The organism is Pseudomonas sp. EGD-AK9 (assembly GCF_000465935.2).
GTDB lineage: Bacteria > Pseudomonadota > Gammaproteobacteria > Pseudomonadales > Pseudomonadaceae > Aquipseudomonas.
Genome location: NZ_AVOF01000114.1, coordinates 1 through 8522 on the forward strand (window position 1 = coordinate 1; position 8522 = coordinate 8522).

The 8522-nt window shown below is 68.0% G+C and carries 5 protein-coding genes; all 5 read left to right on the forward strand.

Annotated elements, in window-relative coordinates:
* The first annotated feature begins 55 nt into the window (after positions 1 to 55).
* The gene (locus N878_RS06340) at positions 56 to 1267 is read left to right on the forward strand and encodes a NarK/NasA family nitrate transporter (RefSeq protein ID WP_021442821.1); all 1212 of its coding nucleotides are present in this window, start codon (positions 56 to 58) and stop codon (positions 1265 to 1267) included.
* A gap of 72 nt (positions 1268 to 1339) precedes the next feature.
* On the forward strand, positions 1340 to 3007 hold the full coding sequence (locus N878_RS06345) for a bifunctional protein-serine/threonine kinase/phosphatase (protein WP_021442822.1): 1668 nt from the start codon (positions 1340 to 1342) through the stop codon (positions 3005 to 3007).
* A 356-nt stretch (positions 3008 to 3363) separates the two neighbouring features.
* Positions 3364 to 5820 carry a nitrite reductase large subunit NirB gene (gene nirB, locus N878_RS06350; RefSeq protein ID WP_031302832.1) on the forward strand — a complete coding sequence of 819 codons (2457 nt, stop codon included), beginning with the start codon at positions 3364 to 3366 and terminating at the stop codon, positions 5818 to 5820.
* Positions 5817 to 6143, forward strand: coding sequence for a nitrite reductase small subunit NirD (nirD, locus tag N878_RS06355; RefSeq protein WP_021442824.1), 327 nt, complete (start codon positions 5817 to 5819; stop codon positions 6141 to 6143). The genes nirB and nirD overlap by 4 nt, the downstream gene beginning before the upstream one ends.
* Positions 6144 to 6204: 61 nt before the next feature.
* Positions 6205 to 8522, forward strand: a 2318-nt coding sequence (locus N878_RS06360) for a molybdopterin oxidoreductase family protein (protein ID WP_021442825.1), incomplete at its 3' end; no start/stop codon positions are given.

Below are 8522 nucleotides of genomic sequence, written 5' to 3' on the forward strand. Positions count from 1 at the left end.
CACCTGGCCCAGGCAGCCAGCCGTGCCGGGCCCCTTCTCGCTGATGAGGTGATCGATGAATACAAGTTTCTGGAAAGCCGGCCACGCCCCCACCCTGTTCGCCGCCTTCCTCTATTTCGACCTGAGCTTCATGGTCTGGTACCTGCTCGGCCCGCTGGCGGTGCAGATCGCCACCGACCTCGATCTCAACGCCCAGCAGCGCGGCCTGATGGTGGCCACGCCGATTCTCGCCGGCGCCGTGCTGCGCCTGCTGATGGGCTTTCTCGCCGACCGCCTGTCGCCGAAGACCGCCGGCCTGCTCGGCCAGGTGGTGGTGATAGTCGCGCTGTTCTGCGCCTGGCAGATCGGCATCGGCAGCTACGAGCAGGCGCTGCTGCTCGGCCTGTTCCTCGGCTTCGCCGGCGCCGCCTTCGCCGTGGCCCTGCCGCTGGCCTCGCAGTGGTACCCGCCGCAGCACCAGGGCAAGGCCATGGGCATCGCCGGCGCCGGCAACTCCGGCACCGTGCTGGCGGCGCTGTTCGCCCCCGGCCTGGCGGCGCTGTCCGGCTGGCAGAACGTGTTCGGCTGGGCGCTGATCCCGCTGCTGGCGACCCTGGTGATCTTCGCCCTGGTGGCCAGGAACGCGCCGGAGCGGCCCAAGGCCAAGGCCTTCGGCGACTACCTCAAGGCCCTAGGCGACCGCGACAGCTGGTGGTTCATGTTCTTCTACAGCGTCACCTTCGGCGGCTTCATCGGCCTGGCCAGCGCCCTGCCCGGCTACTTCAGCGACCAGTACGGGCTGAACCCGGTGACCGCCGGCTACTACACCGCCGCCTGCGTCTGCGCCGGCAGCCTGCTGCGCCCACTCGGCGGCGCCCTGGCCGACCGCATCGGCGGCATCCGCTCGCTGCTGATGATGTATACCATCGCCTCGCTGTGCATCGCCGCGGTGGGCTTCAACCTGCCCAGCGCGACCGCCGCCCTGGCCCTGTTCGTCGCCGCCATGCTCGGCCTCGGCGCCGGCAACGGCGCGGTGTTCCAGCTGGTGCCGCAGCGCTTTCGCAAGGAGATCGGCGTGATGACCGGGCTGATCGGCATGGCCGGCGGCATCGGTGGCTTCTTCCTCGCCGCCGGCCTCGGCACCATCAAGCAGCACACCGGCGACTACCAGCTGGGCCTGTGGCTGTTCGCCAGCCTCGGCGTGCTGGCCTGGATCGGTCTGCACGGAGTCAAGCAGCGCTGGCGCACCACCTGGGGCAGCGCCGCGGTGACCGCCGCGCGGGTGTAAGCGAATCCTCGGCGATCCGCCCCCTGCCATCCGAAGCGCCGAGGCCAATCAACGATCTGTGGAAACCGCCCCATGGCCCTGCAACTGAGCATCGGCGAGACCAGCGCCACCGGCCCGCGCAGCGAGAACCAGGACGCCCTGCGCGTGGTCACCCCGGCGCCGGCCCTGGCCGCCAGCAAGGGCTATCTGCTGGGCCTGGCCGATGGCGTCAGTCAGTGCGCCGACGGCGGCCTGGCGGCGCGCGCCACCCTGCAGGCGCTGGCCCTGGACTACTACTCCACCCCGGAAACCTGGCCGGTGCAGCACAGCCTGGACCGCCTGCTCAGCGCGCATAACCGATGGCTGCAGGCCAATGGCGGCGGACAGCCGCTGCTGACCACCCTCACCGCCCTGGTGCTGCGCGGCCGCCGCTACACCCTGGCGCATATCGGTGACAGTCGCGCCTACCTATGGCGCGACGGGCAATTACTGCGCCTGACCGAGGACCATGTCTGGGAACAGCCGGGCATGCAGCACGTGCTCAAGCGCGCCATGGGCCTGGATCAGCACCTGGTGGTGGACTACCGCGACGGCGAGCTGCAGGCCGGCGACCGCTTCCTGCTGGTCAGCGACGGCGTCTGGGCCTGCCTCAGCGACAGGCGCATCGGCGAACTGCTGCGACAGGGCGATGACGCCGGGGCGATCTGCCAGGCGCTGGTCGACGAGGCCCACCGCGCCGGCAGCCAGGACAACGCCAGCGCCCTGTTGGTGTACATAGACCAATTGCCCGAGGCGGCGCTGGCCGACACCCTGGCCCAGCTCGAGCACTGGCCGCTGCCGCCGCGCCTGCGCGACGGCCAGGAGTTCGAGGGCTGGCAGGTCGAAGGCCTGCTCGGTGAATCGCGCCAGTCGCTGATCTACCGGGTGCGCGACGCGCACAATCAGCCCTGGTTGCTCAAGACCCTGCCGGCCAGCCGCGCCGGCGAGGAGCAGGCCGGCCCGGCGCTGCTGCAGGAGGAATGGTTCCTGCGCCGCGTCGCCGGCCGCCACTTCCCCGAACTGCACGCGCTGCCGCAGCGCCAGCACCTGTATTACGTGCAGCGCGAGTACGCCGGCCAGACCCTGGCCGCGCACCTGCAGCAGGCCGGCCCGCTGAGCCTGGCCGACTGGCAGGACCTGGCGCCGCGGCTGATCAAGGCCCTCGGCCTGCTGCACCGGCGCAATGTCATCCACCGCGACATCAAGCCGGAGAACCTCTTGCTCGGCGACGACGGCGAGCTGCGCGTGCTCGACTTCGGCCTGGCCTACTGCCCGGGCCTGACCCGCGACGAGGCCCATGCCCTGCCCGGCACCCCCAGCTATATCGCCCCGGAAGCCTTCGCCGGCAGCCCACCCAGCGCCCAGCAGGACCTCTACGCCGCGGGCGTGACGCTCTATCACCTGCTCACCGGCCACTATCCCCACGGCGAGGTCGAGGCCTTCCAGCACCCGCGCTTCGGCCAACCTGTGCCAGCCAGCCGCTACCGCCCGGACTTGCCTGCCTGGCTCGATGAGATCTTGAACCGCGCGGTAGCCGCCGCCCCGGCGCAGCGCTTCGAAACTGCCGAGGAATGGCTGCTGGCCCTGGAAAGCGGCGAGCGCCAGTCCATCGGCAGCCGCCCACGGCCGCTGCTGGAGCGCGAGCCGCTGCTGGTCTGGCGCACGGTTGCCTTGGTGTCGCTGCTGCTCAACCTGCTGCTGGCGCTGTTGCTGCTCAAATAGCGCCACTCGCACCAAAGCGGCGCAAAACGCCTCGCAAAGGTGCACAAGCAGGCTCGGCAGAAGCCGGCAAGTGCCTGAAAAGCCTGAAAAACCGTGATGTTGGAAAGTTGGCACAGGCGCTGCATTAGTCTTGGCACAAGTTGAATAAAGCGCGACCTTCAACGAAGAAGGCTGCACTTCCCGATCGAACGGGACCTGGACAAAGGCGTCCTCGCTAGGTGACTAGCGGGACGCCTTTTTTGTTTTTTTATGGCCTGCCATCCCTGGCGGCCACTCTTCGAGCCGTCGCGGAGCGACGTTAAAAATTGCTCCCGACAATTTTTTCGACCGTGATTTTTCTTCAGGAGATGGCCGGCATGCAAAAACTCAAGCTGGTGATGATCGGCAACGGCATGGCGGGTGTACGCACCCTTGAGGAGCTGCTCAAACTCGCCCCCGATCTCTACGACATCACCGTGTTCGGCGCCGAGCCGCACCCCAACTACAACCGCATCCTGCTCTCGCCGGTGCTGGCCGGCGAGCAGACCTTCGAGGAGATCGTGCTCAACGATCTGAGCTGGTACGCGGAAAACGACATCAAGCTGCTGCTGGGGCGCAAGGTGGTCAAGATCGACCGCAAGAAGCGCCTGGTGATCGCCGACGACGGCAGCGAAGCCGAGTACGACCGCCTGCTCATCGCCACCGGTTCCAACCCCTTCATCCTGCCGATCCCGGGCAAGGACCTGCAGGGCGTGATCGGCTACCGCGATATCGCCGACACCCAGATGATGATGGACACCGCCAAGACCCATAAGCACGCCGTAGTCATCGGCGGCGGCCTGCTCGGCCTGGAGGCGGCCAACGGCCTCAAGCTGCGCGGCATGGACGTCACCGTGGTGCATCTGGGCGACTGGCTGCTGGAGCGCCAGCTCGATCGCACCGCCGGCGAGCTGCTGCAGAAATCCCTGGAAGACCGCGGCCTGAAGTTCCTCCTGCCCAAGCACACCGCCGAGCTGCTGGACAACGGCGAAGGCCGCGTCTGCGCGGTGAAGTTCAAGGACGGTGAGGTGATCCCCGCCGACCTGGTGGTGATGGCCGCCGGCATCCGCCCCAACAGCGAACTGGCCGAGAGCGCCGGCATCGCCTGCAACCGCGGCATCCTGGTCAACGACACCATGCAGACCTATGACCCGCGCATCTACGCCATTGGCGAATGCGCCAGCCACCGCGGCATCGCCTACGGCCTGGTGGCGCCGCTGTTCGAGCAGGCCAAGGTCTGCGCCAACCACCTGGCCCAGCTCGGCTTCGCCCGCTACCAGGGCTCGGTGACCTCGACCAAGCTCAAGGTCACCGGCATCGATCTGTTCTCCGCCGGCGAATTTATGGGCGGCGAAGGCACCGAGACCATCACCCTCTCCGACCCCATCGGCGGCGTGTACAAGAAGCTGGTGATCAAGGACGACGTGCTGGTCGGCGCCTGCCTGTACGGCGACACCGCCGACGGCGGCTGGTACTTCCGCCAGATCCGCGAGAACCACAACGTCAGCGAGATCCGCGACCACCTGATGTTCGGCGAAGGCGCCATCGGCGACGTCGGCCACCAGGGAGCCGACAAGACCGCCAACATGCCCGACAGCATGGAGATCTGCGGCTGCAACGGCGTGTGCAAGGGCACCATAGTCCGGGCCATCCAGGAGAACGGGCTGTTCTCGGTCGACGAGGTCAAGAAGCACACCAAGGCCGCCAGCTCCTGCGGCTCCTGCGCCGGCCTGGTCGAGCAGATTCTGATCAGCACCGTCGGCGGCGCCGCCGACGTCAAGCCCAAGAGCGAGAAGGCCATCTGCGGCTGCTCCGACCTCAACCACGGGCAGATCCGCAAGGCCATCCGCGAGCAGCACCTGACGTCCATGGCGCAGACCATGGAGTTCCTCAACTGGAGCACGCCCAACGGCTGCGCCACCTGCCGCCCGGCGCTGAACTACTACCTGATCTCCACCTGGCCGGGCGAGGCCAAGGACGACCCGCAGTCGCGTCTGATCAACGAACGCGCCCACGCCAATATCCAGAAGGACGGCACCTACTCGGTGGTGCCGCGTATGTGGGGCGGCGTGACCAACCCGTCCGAGCTGCGCCGCATTGCCGATGTGGCCGACAAGTACAACGTACCCATGGTCAAGGTCACCGGCGGTCAGCGCATCGACCTGCTGGGCATCAAGAAGGATGACCTGCCGGCCGTGTGGAAGGACCTGGACATGCCCTCCGGCCACGCCTACGGCAAGTCCATCCGCACCGTGAAGACCTGCGTCGGCAGCGAGTTCTGCCGCTTCGGCACGCAGAACTCCACCCAGCTGGGCATCGACCTGGAGCACGACCTGTTCAACATGTGGTCGCCGCACAAGGTCAAGCTGGCGGTCTCCGGCTGCCCGCGCAACTGCGCCGAGGCCGGCATCAAGGACGTCGGCATCATCGGCGTGGATTCCGGCTTCGAGATGTACATCGGCGGCAACGGCGGGATCAAGACCGAGGTGGCCGAGTTCTTCGTCAAGGTGAAAACAGCCGAGGAAGTGCGCGAATACAACGCCGCCTTCCTCCAGCTGTACCGCGAAGAGGCCTTCTACCTCGAGCGCACCGTGCACTACATGCAGCGCGTCGGCATGGAGCACATTAAGAAGGCGGTGCTGGAGGACGAAGCCAACCGCAAGGCCCTGGCCGCGCGCCTGCACTACGCCCTGTCGTTCGAGCAGGACCCCTGGAAGGAGCGCATCGAGACGCCGCAACTGAAGAAAGAGTTCGACCGCATCAAGGTCGTGCAAATCGAGGAGGCCACCGTATGAACTGGCTGGATATCTGCGCCCTGGACGAGATCAACGTACTCGGCTCGCGCATTGTTGCAGGGCCGAAAGGCGATATCGCCATCTTCCGTACCGCGGCCGACGAGGTCTTCGCCCTCGACGACCGCTGCCCGCACAAGGGTGGCCCGCTGTCCCAGGGGCTGATCTACGGCAAGCGCGTGGCCTGCCCGCTGCACAACTGGCAGATCGAGCTGGAAAGCGGCGAGGCCGTGGCGCCGGATGTGGGCTGCGCGCACCGGCACCATGCCAAGGTGGAAAGCGGCCGCGTGCTGCTGGCCCTGAACACCGCCGCGAAGTGCGCCTGAGCCGTCCGGCGGCAGGCACGCGGTCTGCCGCCAGGCGTATTGCCCCCTAGGAGCTCCGAACATGGCCAGCCCCACTCAAGTCACCGCCTCCACCTGCTGCTACTGCGGCGTGGGCTGCGGCGTGCTGATCGAGCACGACGGCGAGCAGATCCTCGGCGTCGCCGGCGACCCCAGCCACCCGGCCAACTTCGGCAAGCTGTGCAGCAAGGGTTCGACCCTGCACCTGACCGGCGACCTCGACGCCCGCGCCCTCCATCCCGAGCTGCGCCTGGGCAAGGGCCTGGCCCGTTCGCGCACGGACTGGGACAGCGCCCTGGACCATGCCGCGGCGGTGTTCGCCGAGACCATCCGCGAGCACGGCCCGGACAGCGTGGCCTTCTACATCTCCGGCCAGCTGCTGACCGAGGACTACTACGCCTTTAACAAGCTGGCCAGAGCATTGGTGGGAACCAACAATATCGACAGCAACTCGCGGCTGTGCATGTCCAGCGCCGTGGTCGGCTACAAGCGCAGCCTCGGCGCCGACGCCCCGCCCTGCAATTACGAGGACATCGAGCAGAGCGACTGCCTGCTGATCGCCGGCTCCAACATGGCCTACGCCCATCCGGTACTGTTCCGCCGCCTGGAGGAAGCCAAGGCGCGCCGTCCGGAGATGCAGATCATCGTCGTCGATCCGCGGCGTACCGACACCTGCGAGCTGGCCGACCTGCACCTGGCGATTCTGCCCGGCACCGACGTCGCGCTGTTTCACGGCATCCTGCATCTCCTGCTGTGGGAAGGCTGGGTCGACCGCCGCTATATCGACGCCCACACCGAAGGTTTCGCGGCGCTGAAGAACCTGGTGCGCGACTACAGCCCGGCGGCCACCGCCGACATCTGCGGCATCAGCCTGGACGCCCTGCAGCGCTGCGCCGAATTGATCGGCCGCGCGCCCTCCTTCCTCTCGCTGTGGTGCATGGGGCTCAATCAGTCCAGTGCCGGTTCGGCAAAGAACAGCGCGCTGATCAATCTGCACCTGGCCACCGGGCAGATCGGCAAGCCCGGCGCCGGTCCCTTCTCGCTGACCGGCCAGCCCAACGCCATGGGCGGCCGCGAGACCGGCAGCCTGAGCAACCTGCTGCCGGGCCACCGCGAGGCCGGCGATGCCGAGCACCGCGCCGAAGTCGCCGCCTACTGGGGCGTCGACGCCCTGCCGGAAACGCCCGGCCTGTCCGCCATCGAACTGTTCGATGCGCTGCACGACGGCCGCATCAAGGCGCTGTGGATCGCCTGCACCAATCCAGCCCAATCGCTGCCGAACCAGAACAAGGTGCACGAGGCCCTGGCCGCCTGCCCCTTCGTCGTGGTGCAGGAAGCCTTCTTCACCACCGAGACCTGCCGCTACGCCGACCTGCTGCTGCCCGCCGCCAGCTGGGGCGAGAAGGAAGGCACGGTGACCAACTCCGAGCGCCGCGTCAGCCATGTACGCCGCGCCGTGCCAGCGCCCGCAGAGGCGCGGCCCGATTGGTCGATCACCTGCGATTTCGCCCGTCGCCTGGAAACTTTGCTCCGCCCCGGCCTGCCCAGCCTGTTCGATTTCGCCGACAGCGAAGCGCTGTTCGAGGAATACAAGCACCTGACCACCCAACGCGACCTCGACCTTTCGGGGCTCAGCTACGCGCTGCTCGACGACCAAGGTCCCCAGCAATGGCCGTTTGCGCCCGGCGCACGCCAGGGCACCGCGCGGCTCTATGCCGACGGCCGCTTTCCCACCGCCAGCGGGCGCGCGCAGTTCCACGCCGACCCGTACCGCGCACCGAAGGAAAAGCGCGAGGCGCGTTACTCCCTGACCCTCAACACCGGCCGCCTGCGCGACCAGTGGCACGGCATGAGCCGCACCGGCACCGCCGCGCGCCTGTTCGGCCATGTCGAGGCCGCCGTGCTCGGCCTGCACCCGGACGAGTTGCGTCGCCGTCGTCTGCAGGACGGCGACCTGGTCAGGCTGCGCAGCCGCCGCGGCAGCCTGATCCTGCCGGTGCAGGCCGATGAATCGGTGCGCCCAGGCCAGGCCTGGCTGCCAATGCACTGGGGCGACCGCTTCCTCAAGGGCCTGGGCACCAACGTGCTGACCCAGCCGGCCTTCGATCCGCTGTCCAAGCAGCCGGAGCTCAAGCACGCCGGGGTCGAGGTGGACAGGGTCGAGCTACCCTGGCAGCTGTTCGCCCTGGTCGAGGGCGAGGTGCAGAGCCGCTTCGAGGCCCTGCGCCCGCTGTTCGAGGACTTCGCCTACGCCAGCCTCACCCCCACCGGCCGCGAGCGCCCCGCCCTGCTGATCCGCGCCGCCAGCGCCGTGGCGCCGCAGCCGGAGCTGCTGGCACAGATCGACCGCCTGCTGCGCCT